Source organism: Kitasatospora sp. NPDC029312, from assembly GCF_055569215.1.
Window position 1 is genome coordinate 128565 of the sequence record NZ_JBVHXY010000014.1, and the last position, 18738, is coordinate 147302.

Below are 18738 nucleotides of genomic sequence, written 5' to 3' on the forward strand. Positions count from 1 at the left end.
TTGCTTGGTGAGGGAGATCGTGTTGCGCCGCGCCTCGGCTTGCTTTCTTCTCCCCCCCCCCCCCCCCCCCCCCCCCCCCCCAGCCCCGGCCTCAGCGGCCGGAAGTTCGAGGGGAGACCCCTCAGACCGCCGGGAAGATCTCGGCGTCCGGCTTCAGCAGCTGCCCCGGCTGCGGCGCGGTGCCGTCCACCAGGTAGCGGGTGACCAGCGCGTTCAGCGCCTTGCTGCGCCCGACGGCGCAGTGCTCGATGGCGTCGACGCTGACCAGCACGGCGTTGCCCAGCTCGTGCTGCATCCGCTGGGCGAACTTGTACTGGGTGGCCGGGTCGTAGAGGTTGCCGATCACCATCACGGTGTTGGAGGTCTTCTTGTTCCACGGGCCGCTGAAGCGCTCGGCGTCCCGGGCCGGCGCCGGCCAGCTCGCGCAGGCCGGAGCGTCGAAGGCCTGGTAGCGGCCGAAGGTCGGGGAGTCCTTCTCCCAGGCCCGGGCGACGTTGGCGAACACCCGGTCGTTCGACGGGTACGGCTTGTCCTGGCAGTTGACGCCCATATAGGAGTCGTCAGCGGTGTACTCGGAGTCGGCCGGGGCCTCGCGCAGCGCACGCGGGACGTTCACCGCGAGCTGGTTGGCCTCGTCGTCCGGGACGTTCGCCTTCGGCGCCAGCAGGGCGGCCGCGGCCGGCTTCTGCATCACCTGGTAGGTGGCCTGCAGCGACTTCGCCAGCGGAGCCAGCTTGGCCTGCGAGTACAGGGCGCTGGCCACCTCGCTGGTGAAGCTGCTCAGGGTCACCTGGGCCCCGTTCGACAGCGTGACCGGGCTGGTCCGCAGGTGGTCCCGGAGCGCGTCGAACTTGGCGCGGGTGTCGCCGTCGCCGAAGGCGCAGCGCGGGGCGCCGGCGGCCTGGCAGCGCTTCAGGAACTCGTCCAGGGCCAGCTCGAAGCCGCCCGCCCGCTGGCGGTCGTACTCGAGCCCGTTGTGCAGGCGCAGGTCGGGGTCGACGTTGCCGTCGATGATGATCGCCCGCACCTTGTTCGGGTACATGTTCGCGTACGTCGAGCCGATCAGCGTGCCGTAGGAGAATCCGGCGAAGGTGAGCTTGGAGTCACCGACGGCGCGACGCATCCGGTCGAGGTCGCGCACCACGTTGATGGTCGACATGTGCTCGATCAGCGGGCCGGCGTTCTTGCTGCAGGCGTCGGTGTAGTCCTGGTCCGCGTCCAGGGTGTCGTCGACCTCGGCCTTGGTGACCGGCACGCCGACCATGCGGTTGTTGACCGCGTCGGCCTCCTCCTGGGTCTTGAAGCACTTCAGCGGGTTGCTCCGGGCCACACCGCGGGGGTCGAAGCCGACCAGGTCGAACTTGGACTGCACCTCGGCGCCGAAGCGGGTGGTGGTCGCCCACAGGTATCCGCTGCCGCCCGGGCCGCCCGGGTTGAGGAACAGCGAGCCGATCCGCTTCGACGGGTCGCTCGCCCGCCGCCGCATCATGGCGATGCCGATCTTCTCGCCCGACGGGTTGTCGTAGTCCAACGGCACGGGGTAGACGGCACAGTCGTAGATGCCGGGGTCCGGCTTGCTCGGGTCCGGGTTGCACGGCTTCCAGTCGACGGGGTCGACCTTCACCTCGGCGGCCGCGGCACTCGGCGCAGGGCCGAAAGGCGCGGCCGACGCGGCGACGGCGGTACCGGTGACAAGGGCGAGCGCACAGGTGACCGCTCCGGCCAACGTGGATATGCGGGACAAGGAACCTCCTCCGTACTGAAAGGGCGGCCCCAGCCTGTCAGTCTGAGATCTCCCTGGGAAGACCTCGAAGCGGCGTAAATATTCCGGACGTCATGACATACATGGTCGAAATATTCTGTGAATGAACCGACTTGACGGTTCATTGACTTGATGCCGAAGCAGCTCGGCTGGCTACTCTCCCCCACCGGCGGACGGCACGGGAAGCCCTGGCTTCTCGGATTTTCGGCGCCGCCCGCGCCGCGCGCGGGATACCGCTACTGGCTGATCGGCCGCGAGAGGTTGTCCTCGGCGACGACCTGGTACACCGCGTTCAGGGTCGGCGGACCGACCAGGTCCTTGATCCGCTCGAAGCGGCGTTCCTCGACCGGGGCGAGCTTCTCCATCCACGCCTGGATGGACTCCGGCCCGTGGTCGCCCTCGATGAGCGCGATGGTGATGATCTCCCGCGCGTCCTCCATCGCGGTGGCGTTGATCACCCGGGTGCGCGGGTCGTCCGGGAAGACCTCGTCGGGGATCCACGCCTTGCGGAACTCCCCGTACTCCACACCCTTGTTGAGCTTGCGCACCATGACGGCGACGAGCTGCATGGCATCCTCCCCAGTGTGTTTCTTGCGGTGCAAGAAGATGACGTCGACTATTGTTTTCTTGCGGTGCAAGAGTTGTCAAGGCTCGTTCGGGACCAACCCGCGGAGCCACCCCGAGACAAGAGGAGGACCAGATGCCGGGCCGACGCACCCGCCCCAGGACGGGGCTGACCCGCGAGAAGGTCATCGACGCCGCCCTCGCCTACGTCGACGAGCACGGCCTCGCCGCGCTCTCCAACCGCAAGCTCGGCGCGGCGCTCGGCGTCGAGGGCATGACGCTCTACTACTACGTCCCCAGCAAGGCCGCCCTGTTGGACGGCATGGTCGAGCGCCTGCTGGAGCTCTCCGCCGGGGACCTCTTCGCCGAGCCCAACGGCCCGTGGACCGATGTGGTCCGGGACTTCGCCATCGCGCTGCGCCGGATGCTGCTCGACCACCCGGCGATGCTCACCGTGCTCGCCACTCGCCCGGCCGCCACCCCGGCCGCGCTGGCCCTACTCGAACGCGGCATCAGCGTGCTGCGCGAGGACGGCGTCCCCCTGGCCGACGCCCTCAACGTGCTGAACTCCGTGGTCCGGTGGACCCTCGGACACACCCTGGGCGAGGTCGGTGAGACGCCCCACCACGAGGGCACCGAGCCTCAGCCCGAGGCGTTCGCGGCGCTGGACCGCACCACGTACCCCCACCTGGCCCAGGCCTTCGCCACGGGCGAGGGCCTCGACTCCGAGCAGTGCTTCCACCGCACCCTCCGCATCCTGCTCGCGGGCTACGCCGCCGAGTTGGAGCTCGCGAAGGGAGCCGAATGACCGACTAGCCTCCGGTCGCGCCCCGCAGGGCGGCCGCCACCAGCCCCCGGATCTCATCCGCCCCGGTCTCGCCGCCGCCCACCAGGCGATCGAAGACCAGGCCGTCGATGCAGGCCAGTAGCGTGGCGGTCCGCCCGTCGGGGTCGGCGACGCCCCGATCCGCGAGGAAGGCACGGACGACGGCCCGCCCCGCGTTCTCGCGCGGCACGAGGATCTCCCGCAGCTCGGGGTCACGGACGCTCTCCACCGCACAGGCGTACCGCGCGAGTGAGCGCCGGCGGCCCTCGCCGGTCAGCCGGTGGCGCATCAACTCGAGGATTGTCTCGACCAGTTCGTCCGCCGTGCGGACCGCCACCCGCTCCCCCATGGCCTGCAGCTCACCCTGGTCCAGTTCGACCAGCCGCCGCACCAGGGCGGTGAGCAGCGCCTGCCTGGTCCGCAGGTAGGCGGAGGTGGTGCCCACCGGCAGTCCGGCCTCCGCATCCACCGCCCGGTGAGTCAGTCCCCGCACGCCCGCGTCCGCCAGCACGGCGATAGCCGCGTCCGCGAGCACGGTCCGGCGGTCCGGGCGACCGGCCCGACCCGCGACACCCTGACGCTGCCCGCGCTCCTGCTCCTGCTCCTGCTCCTCATCTCGCCGCATCCCCCCTTTCTACCGGCACCGGCCTGCACGTCGCCCATCCCGGCAGCGGGACGGCCGCCGACGGACCCGCCGCCCGGCCGCCCGGCGGGGGGGCGGTCGACTCCGGTGCACCCGCGGTGAGCCGCAGACGTACCGGCGGCACGAGAGAGGCGAGACGACGGCGGGGCGCGTCCTCGCGGTGAGCAGCCGCTCCCCCATATGCGTCGTCTTCTGCGCCGCGCGGCCTCTCTCTATCTGCCAGCACCGCACCCGGCCGGGCGTCCGGCCCGGCGTCCGACCCCCTCCCGTTGCGCCGGGTAAGCCCGTAGTACGCTCCTTCTACAGATGTAGAAGACGGTGTGACGACAAGGGAGGACCGGGCATGGGCAGCAGCAGCGCGGTGGTGGTCGGGGGCGGGATCGGCGGGCTGGCGGCCGCGATCGGGCTCCGGCTGGCGGGGTGGCACGTGACCGTGGTCGAGCGGGCGGCCGTTCTGGACGACGCGGGGGCCGGGATCTCGCTCCACGCCAACGGCATGCGGGCGCTCGCGCTCCTCGGCGTGGGCGAGGCCGTCGAAGCGGCCTCACGGCGGCAGTACACCGGCGGGACCCGGACGCCGGACGGCCGTCGGCTCGCCGTGATGGACGGCCGGGCGCTGGAGCGGGAGCTGGGGGCGCCGATCGTCGGCATCCGCCGGGCCGACCTGCACCGCATCCTGCGCAAGGCGCTGCCCGCCGGGTCCCTGGTGATCGGCGCCGAGGTGACCGAGGTGGACACCTCTCAGCCCGGCCGGGTCAGCGTGACCTCCGCCAGCACCACCTCGGCGGCCGGTTCCCGGAACGCCGGCCCCTCGAACGCCGGCCCCTCGAACGCCGGCCCCCTGGAGGCCGACCTCCTGGTCGCCGCCGACGGCATCAACAGCCGGATCCGGCGCCGCCTCTTCCCGTCCCACCCCGGCCCGGTGTACAGCGGGTCGACGGTGCTGCGGGCGATCACCGAGCGCCCGGTCGACGGGCTGGCCGCCGACTTCGAGCTGACCTGGGGCCACGGCGCGGAGTTCGGCCACATCGCCTTCCCGGACGGCCGGGCGGAGTGGCACACCGTGCTCAACGCCCCGGCCGGGGTCCGCTACCGGGACGCGCTGACGGAGGTGCGTCGCCGCTTCGCCCGCTGGCACGACCCGATCCCCGAGCTGCTGGCCGCAACCCGCCCCGAGGACGTGCTTCATCACGACGTCAACGAGCTGGTCACCCCGCTGCCCTCGTACGTGTCCGGCCGGGTCGCCCTGCTGGGCGACGCCGCGCACGCCATGACGCCGCACCTCGGACAGGGCGCCTGCCAGGCCCTGGAGGACGCGGTGACGCTCGCGGCGGCGGTCGCCGAGGGGCCGACGGTCGAGGGCGCGCTCGCCCGCTACGACGCGGTACGCCGCCCGCGCAGCCAGACGGTGGCGCGCGACGCCCGGCGGGCCGGCCGGATGGGTCAGCAGTTGGCCAATCCGGTGGCGGTCGGGCTGCGCAACGCCGCGATCCGGCTCGCCCCGCCCGGCGCGATGGTCCGAACCGTCCTGAAGCACGCCGACTGGACGCCACCCCGGATCACTCCCCGCGCCGCCTAGGCATGCCATAGCGCCGCCACACCGCCCGGACGGCGAGCCGCACCACGCATCCGATCAATGTGACGGGCCCGGCACATGGCCGAAACGCCGGGCTCGCCACTCGGAGGGAGCAGCATTCACTGTGGCATGGATCACGGTCCGGAATTCGACCTGACGGTCAGTCAATTTCACTGATGAGACGTCACATCAGCGCCTGAAGACCGTTGTTGTGAACTGACTTCTCATCAGATCGCGCCATTTCGGCTCCAGTTGGCCCGACAGCGCGATCCTGCCGGGTCGGAAGGGCAGGGCTACCATCGGTCGGGTTGTCCGCTCCGGCCCCGGAGTGGGGTCACCCGGGTCAGGCGGTGCTCCCACCGCCCCAGGGGCCGGGCATCGGTCGGAACGGGGCGAGGATGAGGAGCGCACGGGCTGCCATGACCGCTGAACCGATCCACCTGGAGCAGTACACCGGGCCACCGCCGCAGCCCCAGTCGACGCCCGCGCTGTTCGCCGGGCGCCCGGCCGCCGCCCCGCGCACCCTGGTCGACGTCCTGGACACCACCGTGCGCGCCCACCCCGACGAACCGGCCCTGGACGACGGTCGCACCGTGCTCAGCTACCGCGCCCTGGCCATCGAAGTGGAGCAGCTGCGCCGCCGACTGGCCGCCGCCGGGATCCGCCCGGGAGACCGGGTGGGCGTCCGGGTGCCGTCCGGCACCAACGACCTGTACGTCTCGATCCTGGCCGTGCTCGCCGCCGGGGCCGCCTACGTCCCGGTGGACGCCGAGGACCCGGACGAGCGCGCCCACCTGGTCTTCGGCGAGGCCCGGGTCGCCGCCGTCCTCGGCGCCGAGCGCGCCATCGACATCACGAGCACCCCGCACACCACGGGCACCCCGAGCCTCCCAGGCAGTCCGAACACCCCAGGCACCCCGAGCACCCCGAGCATCCCCGACGCCACGAGCACCCCGGACACCACCGGAGCCCGCGAACCCGTCGCCGGGCGCCGCCCCACCCCGGCCGACGACGCCTGGATCATCTTCACCTCCGGCTCCACCGGGAAGCCCAAGGGCGTCGCCGTCACCCACCGCAACGCCGCCGCCTTCGTCGACGCCGAGGCCGCGCTCTTCCTCCAGGAGGAGCCGATCGGCCCGGGCGACCGGGTGATGGCCGGTCTGTCGGTCGCCTTCGACGCCTCCTGCGAGGAGATGTGGCTGGCCTGGCGGCACGGCGCCTGCCTGGTGCCCGTCCCCCGGTCCCAGGTGCGCAGCGGCGCGGACCTCGGCCCCTGGCTGGCCGAGCAGGAGATCACCGTGGTCTCCACCGTCCCCACCCTGGCCGCGCTGTGGCCCGCCGAGGCGCTCAACGAGGTCCGGCTGCTGATCTTCGGCGGCGAGGCCTGCCCGCCCGAGCTGGTGCAGCGGCTGGTCACCGAAGGCCGCGAGGTGTGGAACACCTACGGCCCGACCGAGGCCACCGTGGTGGCCTGTGCCGCGCTGCTGACCGGTGAGGGCCCGGTGCGGATCGGCCTGCCACTGGACGGCTGGGACCTCGCGGTCGTGGACGAGGCCGGCGAGCCGGTCCCGGCCGGCGGCACCGGGCAGCTGGTGATCGGCGGGGTGGGGCTGGCCCGCTACCTCGATCCGGAGAAGGACGCCGAGAAGTACGCGCCGCTGGCCTCGCTCGGCTGGGAGCGGGCCTACCGCAGCGGCGACCTGGTCCAGGCCGACCCGGCCGGCCTGCTGTTCCTCGGCCGCACCGACGAGCAGATCAAGCTGGGCGGCCGCCGGATCGAACTCGGCGAGGTGGACGCGGCCCTGCAGGCGCTGCCGGGCGTGGCGGGCGCCGCCGCGGCCGTGCGGACCGCCCGTGGCGGCAACCAGCTGCTGGTCGGCTACCTGGTGGTCCAGAACGGCTTCGACCGCGAGCGCGCCGTCGAACGGCTGCGCGCCGAACTGCCCGCCGCGCTCGTCCCGCTGCTCGCCCCCGTCGAGACGCTGCCCACCCGCACCTCCGGCAAGGTCGACCGGAACGCGCTGCCGTGGCCGCTGCCCGAGCTGGAGGCCGCCGGGCCCGGCGAGCAGCTGTACGGCACCGAGGCCTGGCTCGCCGAGCAGTGGGCCGAGATCCTCGGCGTGCAGGTCGCCAGTGCCCGGGACGACTTCTTCGCGATCGGCGGCGGCAGTCTGGCCGCCGCCCGGCTGACCACCCTGCTGCGCGCCCGCTACCCGAGTGCCGCCGTGCTGGACGTCTACCAGCACCCCACGCTGCGCAAGCTCGCCCGGCACCTGGAGCGCACGGCCGCCGAGGGCGGCGAGGCCCGTACCGTCGCCCCGGTGCCGACCCGGGCCAAACTGCTGCAGCTGCTCCTGTTGATCCCGCTGTTCACGGTGGTCGGCCTGCGCTGGACGGTCGCCCTGCTGGCCGCCGGGAACCTGCTCTCCCACCTCGGCGACTACCCGTGGGCGCCCACCGCCTCGTGGTGGGCGGTCGGCGCGGGCGCGCTCGCGCTGTACACGCCGCCGGGGCGCCTCGCGATCGCGGCCGGCGGCGCCCGGCTGCTGCTGCGCGGCGTGCGCCCCGGTCGCCACCCGCGCGGCGGCGCCGTGCACCTGCGGCTGTGGGCCGCCGAGCGGCTGGCCGAGCTGAGCGGCGCGACCTCGCTGTCCGGCACCTGGCTGGTGCGCTACGCCCGCGCCCTCGGTGCCAAGGTCGCGCCCGAGGTGGACCTGCACTCGCTGCCGCCCGTCACCGGGATGCTCAAGCTGGGCCGGGGCTGCGCCGTCGAGGCCGAGGTGGACCTGTGCGGCTACTGGCTGGACGGCGACCGGCTGGAGATCGGCCAGGTCAAGGTCGGGTCCGGTGCCGTGGTCGGCACCCGCTCGACCCTGCTGCCGGGCGCCCGGGTCGGCAAGCGCGCCCAGGTGGTGGCCGGCTCCAGCGTCACCGGTCAGGTACCGACGGGGCAGCGCTGGGGCGGGGCGCCCGCCGTCAAGCTGGGCCGCGCGGAGCGCACCTGGCCCAAGGAGCGCCCGGCCCGCCGGGCCCAGTGGGCCGCCCTGTACGGCGCGGGGGGCGCGGTGCTCAGCCTGCTCCCGGTACTGCCCGCCGTGGCCGCACTGGCCGTGCTCTCACGCTTCGTCGACCAGGGCGCGGACCTCGGCCAGGCGCTCGGCGGCGCGCTGCTCGGACTGCTGCCGGCCACCCTGGCCTTCGGCGCCGGGTACGCCACGCAGTTGGTGGTGCTCGTGCGACTGCTGAGCACCGGACTGGTGCCGGGGGTGCACCCGCTGCACGGTCGGGTCGGCTGGCAGGCCTGGCTGGTGACCCAGCTGATGGACCGGGCCCGCGAGGTGCTGTTCCCGCTGTACGCCGGGCTGGTCACCCCGCTGTGGCTGCGCGCGCTGGGCATGCGGGTCGGCCGGGGCGCCGAGGTCTCCACGGTGCTGGCGCTGCCCAGTCTGACCACGGTCGGCGACGGCGCGTTCCTGGCCGACGACACCCTGATGGCGCCGTACGAGCTGGGCGGCGGCTGGGTGCGGCTCGGTGAGGCGAAGGTCGGCGAGCGGGCCTTCCTCGGCAACTCGGGGATGACCGCTCCGGGCCGCTCGGTGCCCAAGCGGGGCCTGGTGGGCGTGCTGTCCGCGACCCCGGAGAAGGCGAAGAAGGGCGGCTCGTACCTGGGCATGCCGCCGATGCGGCTGCCGCGCGCGGCGGACCAGGCCGACCAGAGCCTGACCTACGAGCCGCCGGCCCGGCTGCTGTGGGCGCGCGGGCTGGTCGAGGTGGGCCGGCTGGTGCCGGTGCTGGCCTCGGGCGCGCTGGGCCTGCTGACGGCGGCGGCGCTGTCCCGGCTGGCCGCGGCCTGGTCGCCGCTCGCCGCCGCCGTGGTCTCGGGGCCGGTGCTGCTGGCGGCGGGCGGCGTGGCCTGCCTGGTCGCGGTCGCGGCGAAGTGGCTGCTGGTCGGGCGGTTCCGCGCGGTCGAGCATCCGCTGTGGAGCGGCTTCGTGTGGCGCAACGAGCTCGCCGACACCTTCGTGGAGGTGCTGGCGGTGCCGTGGCTGGTCGGCGCGGTGCCGGGCACCCCGGTGCTGAACCTGTGGCTGCGGGCGCTCGGTGCCAAGGTCGGGCGCGGCGTGTGGTGCGAGAGCTACTGGCTGCCGGAGGCGGACCTCGTCACCCTCGGGGACGGGGTGAGCGTCAATCGGGGCTGCGTACTGCAGACGCACCTCTTCCACGACCGGATCATGCGGATGGATACTGTGGTCCTCCGCGAGGGCGCCACCCTGGGCCCGGGCGGGATCGTGCTGCCCGGCAGCACGGTGGGCGCGCGCAGCACGCTGGGCCCGGCCTCGCTGGTGATGCGCGCCGAGTCCGTCCCCGCCGACACGCGGTGGCTGGGCAACCCGATCGAGGCGTGGCAGGCCACGTCATGACCACCCCTCCGACCCCGGCCGGCCCGACCAGCACCGGGCCTGCCATCCGCACCACCACCCGTCCCGGCCCGCAGGAAGCGCCCGTCCCCGTGAAGTCCAAGCACGTCCCGCCGGCCGTCGGCGGCCCGGACCCGTACTTCCCCACCAGCGGCGACCACCGCTACCGGGTGCACCGATACGAACTCGCGCTGGACTACCGGCCCGGGCCCAACCGGCTGGCCGGCTCGGCCCGACTGAGCGCGGTGGCGAACGCGGCGCTCGCCGAGTTCGCGCTCGACCTGGCCGAGTTCCGGATCGGGCGGGTGCTGGTGGACGGCAAGGCCGCCCGCTACACCCACCGCGGCGGCAAGCTGCGGATCCGCCCGGCGAAAGCGCTCTTGGCGGGCGCGGCCTTCACCGTCGAGGTGCACTACACCGGCAACCCCCGCCCGGTGCGCAGCCCGTGGGGCGGCCTGGGCTGGGAGGAGCTGACCGAGGGCGCGCTCGTGGCCAGCCAGCCGGTGGGCTCGCCGTCCTGGTACCCGTGCAACGACCGGCCCGCGGACAAGGCGACCTACCAGATAGCGGTCACCACGCCGTCCCCGTTCACCGTGGTGGCGAGCGGACGGCTGCTCACTCGGACCACCCGGGCCTCCAGCACCACCTGGGTGTACGAGCAGAGTGCGCCGACCTCGCCGTACCTGGTGACGGTGTCGATCGGGCACTACCTGCCGGTGCCGCTGACCCCGGGACCGGCGGGGGTGCGGACCGGGTACGCCCCGCAGACCACTTCGGTGGCGCAGACCGGATACGTGCCGCGCCCGCTGGTGGAGGCGTTCACCCGGGACTTCGCCCGGCAGCCGGAGATGATGGCGTACTTCGCCCAGGTCTTCGGACCGTACCCGTTCGGCGAGTACGCGGTCGTGGTCGCGGACGAGGAGCTGGACGTCCCGGTGGAGGCCCAGGGCGTGGCCACCTTCGGCACCAACCACCTCGGCGGCGGCTGGGAGCGCGAACGGCTGATCGCGCACGAGCTGGCCCACCAGTGGTTCGGCAACAGCGTCTCGATCGCCGACTGGCGGCACATCTGGCTCAACGAGGGCTTCGCCAAGTACGCGGAGTGGCTCTGGTCGGAGCACGCCGGCGGCCCGGGAGCGGACGTGCACGCCGCCGCCGCGCACCGGCTGCTGGCCGCGCTGCCGCAGGACCTCCGGCTCGGCGACCCGGGTCGCAAGCTGATGTTCGACGACCGGCTGTACCAGCGCGGCGGCCTGGCGGTCCACGCGTTGCGGCGCTCGCTCGGGGAGGACGCGTTCTTCGCGATGCTGCGGGACTGGACGGAGGTCCACCGGCACGGCGTGGTCGCCACCGCCGACCTGCTCGCGCACGCCTCCCGCTACACCTCGGCGCCGCTCGGCCCGCTGTTCGAGGCCTGGTTGGAGCGGCCCGAGCTCCCGGCGCTGCCTGCCTGAGCCGGGGCCGGTCCGGCAGGCCCGCGGCCCGGCTGAGCTACTGTCCCTCCATGTCGACGAGTCCAGACGATCAGACGGCCGATCAGCTCGACGAGCTGCTGGCCGCCACCCGCCGCGCCCTGCTGCACCGCATCGCCGTCGCCCAGCGCGAGGGCCGTACACCCTCCCTGGTCGCCGGCGTGGTCCGGGACGGGCGGCTGGTGTGGAGCGGCGCCCGCAGCATGATCGACGGGCACGCGCCGACCCCGGACGTCCAGTACCGGATCGGCTCCCTCACCAAGACCTTCGTCGCCGTGCTGGTGCTGCGGCTGCGCGACGAGGGCCTGCTCCGCCTCGACGACCCACTGGGCCGCCACCTGCCGGGCACCGCCGCCGACGGCGCGACCATCGCCCAGCTGCTCGCCCACTCCGGTGGGCTGGCCGCCGAAACGCCCGGTCCCTGGTGGGAACGGACGGAGGGCTCGCTACGGCCCGAACTCGCCGACCTCCTGGAGCCGGAGAGCCCGCTCAAGCATCCGGCCGGGCAGCGCCACCACTACTCCAACCCCGGCTACGCCCTGCTCGGCGCCCTGGTGGAGAAGCTGCGCGGCGAGCCCTGGGGTGCGGTGCTGCACCGCGAGGTGCTGGCGCCGCTCCGCATGGACCGCACCACGCTGCTGCCCCAGCACCCGCACGCCGGCGGCTTCGCCGTCCACCCGTGGGCGGACGTCATGCTGCCCGAACCGCTCACCGACACCGGCCTGATGGGCCCCGCCGGCCAGCTCTGGTCCACCGGCGCCGACCTGGCCCGCTGGGCCGCCTTCCTCGCCGTCGGCGACGACGAGGTGCTGGGCGCCGACACCCTCGCCGAGATGCGCCGGCCCGCCGTCGGACCGGACGACGCCGCCTGGACCTCGGGCTACGGCTTGGGCCTGCAACTGCGCCGCCACGACGGGCGGTTGCTGCACGGCCACTCCGGCTCGATGCCCGGCTTCACGGCCGGGGTATGGGTCAGCGAGGACGACGGCCTGGCCGCCTTCGCCCTGTCCAACGCCACCAGCGGCGCCAGCGCCCCGCAGCTGGCCGCCCAGTTGATCGCCATCACCGCCGAGCACGAACCCCGGCTGCCCGAACCCTGGCGGCCGCTGCCCGACGTGGACGGCGAACTGCTCGCCCTCACCGGCCCCTGGTACTGGGGCGCCGCGCCCCACGTCCTGCGGCTGCGGGCCGACCGCGTCCTGGAACTCACCGACCTCGCGGGCGGCCGCCGGGGCTCGCGGTTCCGGCCCTCACCGGACGGCATCTGGCTCGGGCTGGACGACTACCACGCGGGCGAGACCCTGCGGGTGGTCCGGCGCGCCGACGGCACGGTCAGCCACCTGGACGTCGGCTCCTTCGTCTACACCCGCGAGCCCTACGGACCGACCGAGGCCGTTCCGGGCGGCGTGGACCCCCAGGGTTGGCAGGCGTTCTGAGCCCGCCGGGTGCCTCCGGGGGGCAGCGCCGTGACGGCGGGAGGCCGTAGCAGCGGCAGGTCGTGACGGCGGGGGCACGCGATGCGGGTGTGCGCCCCCGCTGTCCACCCCATCCCAACGACCAGCCGGTGCCGAGCAGATGGCCGGCAGGCCAAGGGTGGTCCCATTCAACAGGTGCACATCTGCGCTCCGCCGGGCCGCAACGTGAATGCCAACCGGTGCGGAGAGACATACGGTGACCGGTTCGCTTCCATGCCCAACACCCTGCGGGCCGGGACGGTGCCCTGGTACGTCCACGGCACCGCCGATCGTGCTGCCCTGGAGGGTCCGCCATGACCACCGTCCCCACGTACGCTCCGTCCGCAGTCGCCCCCACCCACGACGCCCCGGCGGTCCCCGCGCCTCGCCCCCAGCAGACCACGGCCGCCTACACCGTCGGCCTCGCCCGCGACGAGGATGACGTGCGCGCCGCCCAGCGGCTGCGCCACCAGGTCTTCGCCGCCGAACTCGGCGCCGTCCTGCACAGCCCGGTCGCCGGGCTCGACGTCGACCCCTTCGACGAGTACTGCGACCACCTGCTGGTCCGCGAGGGCGACACCGGCGCCGTCGTCGGCACCTACCGGCTGCTGCGCCCCGAGGCCGCCCGGCGCGCCGGGCGGCTCTACTCCGACGGCGAGTTCGACCTCTCCGCACTCGCGCCGGTGCGCCCCGGTCTGGTCGAACTCGGCCGCTCCTGCATCCGCCCCGACCACCGGGGCAACGGCGCGGTCATCAACATGATGTGGGGCGGCATCGCCCGCTACCTCGCCGACACCGGCAACACCTGGGTCGGCGGCTGCTGCTCGATCGACCTGGACGACGGCGGCGCCACCGCGGCCCGGGTCTGGGACACCGTCCGTGCCAAGCACCTGGCCCCCGAGCAGTACCGGGTCACCCCGCACCGCCGCTGGGACGCCACCGGCGTTCCGCGCGCCGAGCGCGGCGCCCTGCCCGCGCTGCTCCGCGGCTACCTCCGGCTCGGCGCCTGGGTCTGCGGCGAGCCCGCATACGACCCGGACTTCGGCTGCGCCGACCTCTACGTGCTGCTGTCGCTGGAGCGCACCGACCCCCGCTACCTGCGGCACTTCCTCGCCGGAGCGCCCGCGTTGGGCACCTCGTCATGAGCGTGTGGCTGCCGACCGCGCCCTGCCGGCCGGAGACCTGCCTGGGCGAGCGGGCGCCGGAGGTCTCCCACCTCCGGCGGGCACTGCGGCTGACCGGCTGTCTGGCGGCGGTGCTGGCCGGGGTGGTGCTCGTCCTGCCGGTGCGACTGCTGCCCTACGGCACCCGGGACGGGTTGATCCGGTTCTGGGCGCGGGTGCTGCTGCGCACCCTCGGGGTGACCGTCCACCTGGGGACGTCCGGCGCTCCCGGGCACACGATCGGCGGCGGGTCGCTGGTCGTGGCCAACCACGTGTCCTGGCTGGACATACCGCTGCTCGCGGCCGGGCGGCCCGGGCGTTCGCTGGCCAAGACCGAGGTCCGGCAGTGGCCGGTCCTCGGCCACCTGATCGCCTGGGGCGGCACCGTGTTCCTGGAACGCGACCGGCTGCGGGCCCTCCCGGAGACGGTGGCGGCGGTGGCCGAGGTGCTGCGCTCGGGGCATTCGGTGATCGTCTTCCCGGAGGGCTCGACCTGGTGCGGGCGGGAGAGCGGACGGTTCAGGCCGGCGCTGTTCCAGGCCGCGGTGGACGCGGGCGCCTTCGTCCAGCCGGTGACGATCCGCTACCGGCTGGCGGACGGGCGGTCGACCAGCGCGCCCGCCTTCGTCGGCGACGACGGGCTGCTCACCTCGCTCGCCCGGGTGGTCGCGGTGCGCGGGCTGGTCGCCGACGTCACCTTCCTGCCGCCGATCCCGCCGCCCGGGCCGCAGCCCACGCGGGCGGGGGCCCGGCGGGAGCTGGCCCGCGCGGCCCAGGCGGCGGTGGAGGGCATCCGGTGACGGCCCCGCGCTGAGCTCCGTCGCGGTGCCGCGACCGGAGCTCAGGCGGCACGGGTGCCGGCCAGGGACTCCGGCTGCGGTAGGCCGGGGTCGGCCACGGCGAGCGGCCTGGCCCGGCCGAACAGGACCGCGACCAGAACGGCGGTGACGGCGAGCCCGGCCGCTCCGCTGAGCACGGCGAGGTGGATGCCGTCGATGAAGGCGCCGTCCACCGCCGCTCGGACCGGGCCCGGCAGCGCCGCCGCGGCGCCGTCGGTGCCGTGCGCCGCGCCGACCGGGGCGTCCCCGAGCGGGCCGACCACCTCCACCGGCACACCGAGCCGGTGCAGCGCCGTGGTCAGCGAGTCCGTCATCCGGTTCGTCAGGACGGCGCCGAGCACAGCGATGCCCAGCACCCCGCCGAGTTCCCGCAGGGTGTTGATAGTCGCCGAGGCCATGCCGGTCTGCGCCGGGGCGACCCGCTGCATCACCGCGATCGAGACCGGCGTGAAGGTCATGCCCATCCCGAGACCCATCGCGAACAGCGTCCACAGGTAGGCCGGGTAGTGCGCGTGATCGCCGTACAGCGACAGCCCGCCGAGGCCCGCCGCGCAGAGTGCGAGGCCGAGCACCAGCGGCAGCCTCGGCCCGTGCGCCGCGGTCAGCCGGCCGGACAGCGGCGCGGCGACCACCAGCATCGCGGTCATCGGCAGCCCGGCGTAGCCGGCGGCGGCCGGGGACCAGCCGAGCACGCCCTGCATCATCAGCGGCAGGAAGAACAGCGCGCCGAACATGCCGAAGCTGACCATGAAACCGCTGAGCAGCGCGCCGCCGAGTACCCGGTCGTGGAACAGGCGCAGCTCCAGCATCGGTTCGGCGAGGCGCAGTTCCACGAGCAGGAAGGCCAGCAGCAACACGACGGCCGCGGCGCCGCAGCCGAGCACCCGGCTGTCGGTCCAGCCCCGGGACGGACCCTCGATCAGCGCGTAGACCAGGAGGGCCAGCCCGGCCGCGGAGAGCGCGAGGCCCAGGAGGTCGATCCGGCGCGGGCGCGGCACGATGTCCGGCAGGACGCGGGCGGCGAGCAGCAGGCCGACCGCGCCGATCGGCACGTTGATCCAGAACACGCTGGCCCATCCCAGGTGTTCGACCATCGGGCCGCCGACCACCGGGCCGATCGCCAGACCGAGCGCGGAGACCCCGGACCAGGTCCCGATGGCCTTGGCGCGCTCGCGCTCGTCGGTGAAGACGTGCCGCAGCAGGGCGAGGCTGCCGGGGGTGAGCAGCGCGGCTCCGACGCCCTGGAGCATCCGGGCGCCGACCAGCACGCCGATCGACCCGGCGAGCGCGGCCACCGCGGAACCGGCCGTGAACAGGGCGAGGCCGAGGCGGAACACCCGGGTGCGGCCGTAGCGGTCACCGAGGGCGCCGCCGGTGAGCACCAGGGCGGCGTAGACCAGGCTGTAGCCCTCGGCGACCCACTGCAGTCCGCTGATTCCGGCTTCCAGGTCCTGCCCGATCCGGGGCAGCGCGTTGTTGACGATGACGTTGTCCAGCATGGACATGAACATGGTGACGGACAGCGTGAGCAGGGCCAGCCGCTTGCGGCGGGCACTCGACTCCTCCATGGGATCCATCCCTCCGTTCCATCCCTCCGGCTCCAACACCCCCTAACGCCGTTAGGGGGCTGTCGACAGCCACAGGGTGCCCCTAACGGTGTTAGATTGCAAGCCGGATTAGATTGCGAGCGGGATTCGTCGAGACGAGAGCGGAATTCCCCGAGCCTGCTGGGAGGCGTCCACACGGCCATGCCGGAGAACGACAGCGCAACGCCCGGACTCAACGCCGGCACACCCGCCTTGACCAGGGAAGCCCTCGCGCAGGCGGCCCTTCGCGTCCTGGAACGGGACGGCCTGGCAGGACTGTCGATGCGGAAGGTCGCCGCCGAGGTCGGCGTCAAGGCGGCCTCGCTGTACTGGCACGTCCGCAACAAGGAGGAGCTGCTCGACCTGCTCAACGACGCGATCATGGCCTCGGCCGAACCGCCGCCGCGCGAGGGCGACTGGCGTGTGCAGATGCGCGGGTACTGCTGGCGCTACCGGGAGCTGCTGCACGACAACCGCGACGCCGCCAAGGTCGTCGCCGGTCGCCTCGCCCCTGGCCCCCACCTGTTCGGGCTGCTGGACGACCAGCTGGACCGACTGCGCGAGGCCGGCTTCTCCGACGCCCACGCCGCCTTGACCACCTACCTGCTGAGCTCCTTCGTCCAGGGCTTCGTCCTCCAGGAGCAGTCACCGATGTCCGCGGCCGAGGCCGACGGCGCCAGCCGCCTGGAGGTCGTCGCCGAGGTACGGGAGCGCTTCCGCGCCCTGCCCGTCGAGGACTTCCCCAACCTGGTCGCCCTGGCCGGCGACCTCACCGAACCGAGCCTCGACGCCCGCTTCGAGTTCTGCGTCGAACGCATCCTCGACGGCCTCGCCGCCCTCCTGCCGCCGGACCGCCGCTGACCGGGGCTGACCTTGTCAGACCAGGGCCGACCGGGAGCGACCAGCGCTGACCGAGACTGCGAGGGAACCGACCGCGGGTAGGCTCGCCCGGCGCCCGTCGAACGTCCACGGAGGAGTCCCCATGCCCGAGCCGTACACCCACGACGCCCCTTATGCGCAGGGACTGTTGGACGTCGGCGATGGGCAGCGGATCCACTGGAACGCCTCCGGCAACCCGGCGGGCAAGCCGGCCGTCGTGGTGCACGGCGGCCCGGGCTCCGGCCACCACCCCGGCTCCCGGCAGTATTTCGACCCCGAGCGCTATCGCGTCGTCCAGTACGACCAGCGCGGCTGCGGACGCAGCCTCCCGCACGCCGCCGATCCGTCGACCGGGCTGGAGCACAACACCACCGCGCACCTGATCGCCGACCTGGAGCGGCTGCGCGAGCACCTGGGCATCGACAAGTGGCTGCTGTACGGCGGCTCATGGGGTTCCACGCTGATCCTCGCGTACGCTCAGGCCCACCCGGAGCGGGTCTCCGCGATCGTGATCTGCGGGGTGACCATGACCAGCCCCGAGGAGACCGACTGGCTGTACCGGGGTGTCGGCCGCTTCCTGCCCGGACCGTGGGAGGCGTTCCGCACCTTCCCGCCCGACGCCGATCCGGACGGCGACGTGTTCGACCTGCTCGCCGCCTACAGCCGCCAGCTCAACGATCCCGATGAGAACCTCCGCCGGGCCGCCGCCCAGGCCTGGGCCACCTGGGAGGACGCCGTCATCTCGCACGAGGTGCTCGGAAAGCCGAACGCGTACACCGACCGGCCCTCCGACGCCCTGATGGCCTTCACCCGGATCACGGCGCACTACTTCTCGCACCGGGCCTTCCTTGCCGACGACCAACTGCTGCGCAACGCCGGCCGGCTGGCCGGCATGCCGGGCGAGCTCATCCACGGGCGGCTCGACCTCGGCGGCCCGCTGCGCACCGCCTGGCGGCTCGCAGCGGCCTGGCCCGACGCCAACCTGACGGTCGTCGACGAAGCCGGGCACACCGGCAGTCCGCGGATGGCGCAGGCAGTCCTCGCCGCCGTCGAACGGTTCGCCTGAGCGCGGATGCCCCTGCCGGGGGGACGCCGGACCACCATGGAGCAGGCCGGACGTCCTGCCGTCGGGGCCTGGCCGTTCGGCTTTGGCCCCGGGCCGTCGCGGCAACCGCCACCGAGCGGTCGGGGCCCGGCCGTTCGGTGGCGGGTTCGCCGACGGGTCAGGCCACTGGACGGGGCGCGAGGATCGCGCACGTGGTGGTGGCGTGGGCGTAGAGCTTGCCGTTCTCCGCGCCGACCACCCTGGCCTCCGCGGTCGCCATCGTCCGGCCCAGGTGAGCACGACGCCCTGGCACCGCAGCAGACCCGAGTCGGCGAACAGCGGGCGCAGCAGGTCGGGTACTCGGCGATCGGCGGGCCGACCGTCCAGGTGTGGATGCGGAAGCGTTGCTCCTGGTCGAACGGTGATCCGTTGTCCGGGTACGTGCCCTGTTCGATCCCCTGACTCAAGCCCTGCCTCCTGCGGCCGGTCCCCGGCTCCGGTTCACTCCTCC

13 protein-coding genes are annotated in these 18738 nt (G+C 73.7%); 9 read left to right on the forward strand and 4 right to left on the reverse strand.

What is annotated here, in order from left to right; translation table 11 throughout:
* Positions 1-121 precede the first annotated feature (121 nt).
* Together ACZ4WV_RS14630 and ACZ4WV_RS14635 are read right to left on the reverse strand one after the other, a co-directional pair.
* A complete protein-coding gene (locus tag ACZ4WV_RS14630) occupies positions 122-1744 on the reverse strand; it encodes an alpha/beta hydrolase (RefSeq protein ID WP_465746425.1) in 1623 nt (540 codons plus the stop codon).
* A 254-nt stretch (positions 1745-1998) separates the two neighbouring features.
* A complete protein-coding gene (locus ACZ4WV_RS14635) occupies positions 1999-2331 on the reverse strand; it encodes a hypothetical protein (RefSeq protein ID WP_465746427.1) in 333 nt (110 codons plus the stop codon).
* Positions 2332-2462: 131 nt separating this feature from the next.
* Here ACZ4WV_RS14635 and ACZ4WV_RS14640 point away from each other — a divergent pair, with 131 nt between their 5' ends.
* Positions 2463-3134, forward strand: a complete 672-nt coding sequence (locus tag ACZ4WV_RS14640) for a TetR/AcrR family transcriptional regulator C-terminal domain-containing protein (RefSeq protein WP_465746429.1) — start codon at positions 2463-2465, stop codon at positions 3132-3134.
* 4 nt (positions 3135-3138) lie between these two features.
* Here the strand turns inward: ACZ4WV_RS14640 and ACZ4WV_RS14645 are convergent, their stop codons facing one another.
* Positions 3139-3777 (reverse strand): TetR/AcrR family transcriptional regulator, encoded by a 639-nt coding sequence (locus tag ACZ4WV_RS14645; protein WP_465746431.1) that lies wholly within the window; start codon positions 3775-3777, stop codon positions 3139-3141.
* 361 nt (positions 3778-4138) lie between these two features.
* Between ACZ4WV_RS14645 and ACZ4WV_RS14650 the strand changes: the two genes are divergently transcribed.
* From ACZ4WV_RS14650 to ACZ4WV_RS14675, 6 genes are all read left to right on the forward strand, one after another.
* Positions 4139-5374: an FAD-dependent monooxygenase gene (locus ACZ4WV_RS14650; protein ID WP_465746433.1), complete on the forward strand. Its 1236-nt coding sequence runs from the start codon at positions 4139-4141 to the stop codon at positions 5372-5374.
* Positions 5375-5790: 416 nt separating this feature from the next.
* Positions 5791-9792, forward strand: a complete 4002-nt coding sequence (locus tag ACZ4WV_RS14655) for a Pls/PosA family non-ribosomal peptide synthetase (RefSeq protein ID WP_465746435.1) — start codon at positions 5791-5793, stop codon at positions 9790-9792.
* Positions 9789-11243, forward strand: a complete 1455-nt coding sequence (locus ACZ4WV_RS14660; RefSeq protein ID WP_465746437.1) for a M1 family metallopeptidase — start codon at positions 9789-9791, stop codon at positions 11241-11243. The genes ACZ4WV_RS14655 and ACZ4WV_RS14660 overlap by 4 nt, the downstream gene beginning before the upstream one ends.
* A 50-nt stretch (positions 11244-11293) precedes the next feature.
* Entirely contained in the window at positions 11294-12697 is a 1404-nt protein-coding gene (locus tag ACZ4WV_RS14665) for a serine hydrolase domain-containing protein (protein WP_465746439.1), read from the forward strand.
* A 332-nt stretch (positions 12698-13029) separates the two neighbouring features.
* Positions 13030-13860, forward strand: coding sequence for a GNAT family N-acetyltransferase (locus tag ACZ4WV_RS14670; protein WP_465746441.1), 831 nt, complete (start codon positions 13030-13032; stop codon positions 13858-13860).
* Positions 13857-14678 carry a lysophospholipid acyltransferase family protein gene (locus ACZ4WV_RS14675; protein ID WP_465746443.1) on the forward strand — a complete coding sequence of 274 codons (822 nt, stop codon included), beginning with the start codon at positions 13857-13859 and terminating at the stop codon, positions 14676-14678. Before ACZ4WV_RS14670 ends, ACZ4WV_RS14675 begins: the two co-directional genes overlap by 4 nt.
* A 41-nt stretch (positions 14679-14719) precedes the next feature.
* Here the strand turns inward: ACZ4WV_RS14675 and ACZ4WV_RS14680 are convergent, their stop codons facing one another.
* Entirely contained in the window at positions 14720-16285 is a 1566-nt protein-coding gene (locus ACZ4WV_RS14680) for an MFS transporter (protein WP_465746445.1), read from the reverse strand.
* 180 nt (positions 16286-16465) lie between these two features.
* On the opposite strand from ACZ4WV_RS14680, the gene ACZ4WV_RS14685 reads away from it, so the two are divergent.
* Both ACZ4WV_RS14685 and pip read left to right on the forward strand, forming a co-directional pair.
* Positions 16466-17164 (forward strand): TetR/AcrR family transcriptional regulator, encoded by a 699-nt coding sequence (locus ACZ4WV_RS14685; RefSeq protein WP_465746447.1) that lies wholly within the window; start codon positions 16466-16468, stop codon positions 17162-17164.
* Between the two features lie 121 nt (positions 17165-17285).
* Complete coding sequence (pip, locus tag ACZ4WV_RS14690) at positions 17286-18248, forward strand: prolyl aminopeptidase (protein WP_465746449.1); 963 nt, start codon at positions 17286-17288, stop codon at positions 18246-18248.
* The last annotated feature ends 490 nt before the right edge of the window (positions 18249-18738 follow it).

Coding starts and splice junctions, on each gene's coding strand:
- ACZ4WV_RS14665 (WP_465746439.1), top strand. CDS start 11,294: ATGTCGACGAGTCCAGACGATCAGACGGCCGATCAGCTCGACGAGCTG.
- ACZ4WV_RS14655 (WP_465746435.1), top strand. CDS start 5,791: ATGACCGCTGAACCGATCCACCTGGAGCAGTACACCGGGCCACCGCCG.
- ACZ4WV_RS14645 (WP_465746431.1), bottom strand. CDS start 3,777: ATGCGGCGAGATGAGGAGCAGGAGCAGGAGCAGGAGCGCGGGCAGCGT.
- ACZ4WV_RS14660 (WP_465746437.1), top strand. CDS start 9,789: ATGACCACCCCTCCGACCCCGGCCGGCCCGACCAGCACCGGGCCTGCC.
- ACZ4WV_RS14640 (WP_465746429.1), top strand. CDS start 2,463: ATGCCGGGCCGACGCACCCGCCCCAGGACGGGGCTGACCCGCGAGAAG.
- ACZ4WV_RS14675 (WP_465746443.1), top strand. CDS start 13,857: ATGAGCGTGTGGCTGCCGACCGCGCCCTGCCGGCCGGAGACCTGCCTG.
- ACZ4WV_RS14670 (WP_465746441.1), top strand. CDS start 13,030: ATGACCACCGTCCCCACGTACGCTCCGTCCGCAGTCGCCCCCACCCAC.
- ACZ4WV_RS14680 (WP_465746445.1), bottom strand. CDS start 16,285: ATGGAGGAGTCGAGTGCCCGCCGCAAGCGGCTGGCCCTGCTCACGCTG.
- ACZ4WV_RS14635 (WP_465746427.1), bottom strand. CDS start 2,331: ATGCAGCTCGTCGCCGTCATGGTGCGCAAGCTCAACAAGGGTGTGGAG.
- ACZ4WV_RS14685 (WP_465746447.1), top strand. CDS start 16,466: ATGCCGGAGAACGACAGCGCAACGCCCGGACTCAACGCCGGCACACCC.
- pip (WP_465746449.1), top strand. CDS start 17,286: ATGCCCGAGCCGTACACCCACGACGCCCCTTATGCGCAGGGACTGTTG.
- ACZ4WV_RS14650 (WP_465746433.1), top strand. CDS start 4,139: ATGGGCAGCAGCAGCGCGGTGGTGGTCGGGGGCGGGATCGGCGGGCTG.